General features: G+C 64.7%; 1 protein-coding gene. It reads left to right on the top strand.

The window, feature by feature from the left end:
- A partial coding sequence (locus NKJ81_RS32555; RefSeq protein ID WP_502904368.1) for a hypothetical protein occupies window positions 1-843 on the top strand: 843 nt, incomplete at both ends.

The raw sequence follows: 843 nt of genomic DNA on the forward strand, positions 1-843 counted from the left end.
TATGACGGCTTCGGCAAACCCGCGCGCCAGGACGTCACGCTGGGCACGCTGACCCACACCACGACCAGCGTGCGCGATGCCTCCGGCCAGACGCTGCGCAGCCAGTATCTGCCGGTGCAGCTCGACTTCGGCACGCTGGCCGCCCCGCTGCAATACACCGCCGCCAACAAGCTGCTCTCGGCTTCAGGCTTCATCACCTCGACCATCTACGAGACCGACGGCCAGACGAAAGAGATCACCTATGCTAACGGCGTAAAGACGTCCTTCACCTATTCGCCGACCCGCCGCTGGGTCACCCGCGTCACCACGGCAAGGGGCGCGACAATCCTGCTCGACGACCAGTATGCCCGCGATCTCATCGGCCGCATCACCGGCACGACGGGGCTGACGGCTTCAGACAGCTGGACCTATGGCTACGACAAGGCCGACCGGCTGACCTCGAGCGACAATCTCGGCAACAACACGCTCGACGAGACGTTTGTCTATGCCGCCAACGACAATCTGACCTCGCGCACCCGGGTTGCTGGGACCTATGTCTATCCCGCGGCGAGTGCCGCTCGTCCGCATGCTCCAACAGCGGTCGGCGCCAAGACGCTCACCTATGATGCCAATGGCAACATGGTCTCCGACGGCACCAGGACGCTCGCCTGGGACGAGGCCAACCGGCTGAAGACGGTCACCCAAGCCGCCAACACCGTGTCGCTGTTCTACGGCCCGGACGGCGCGCGGGCGAAAAAGACCTCGTCCTTCGCCAGCACGCTCTATCCCGACGCGTCCGTCGAGATCGATCCGGCGACACCGGGCGCGGAAATCTACACCCGCTATCCCCATCCCGACATCAAG

This window comes from Mesorhizobium sp. M0018, from assembly GCF_040323955.1.
Lineage (GTDB): Bacteria > Pseudomonadota > Alphaproteobacteria > Rhizobiales > Rhizobiaceae > Mesorhizobium.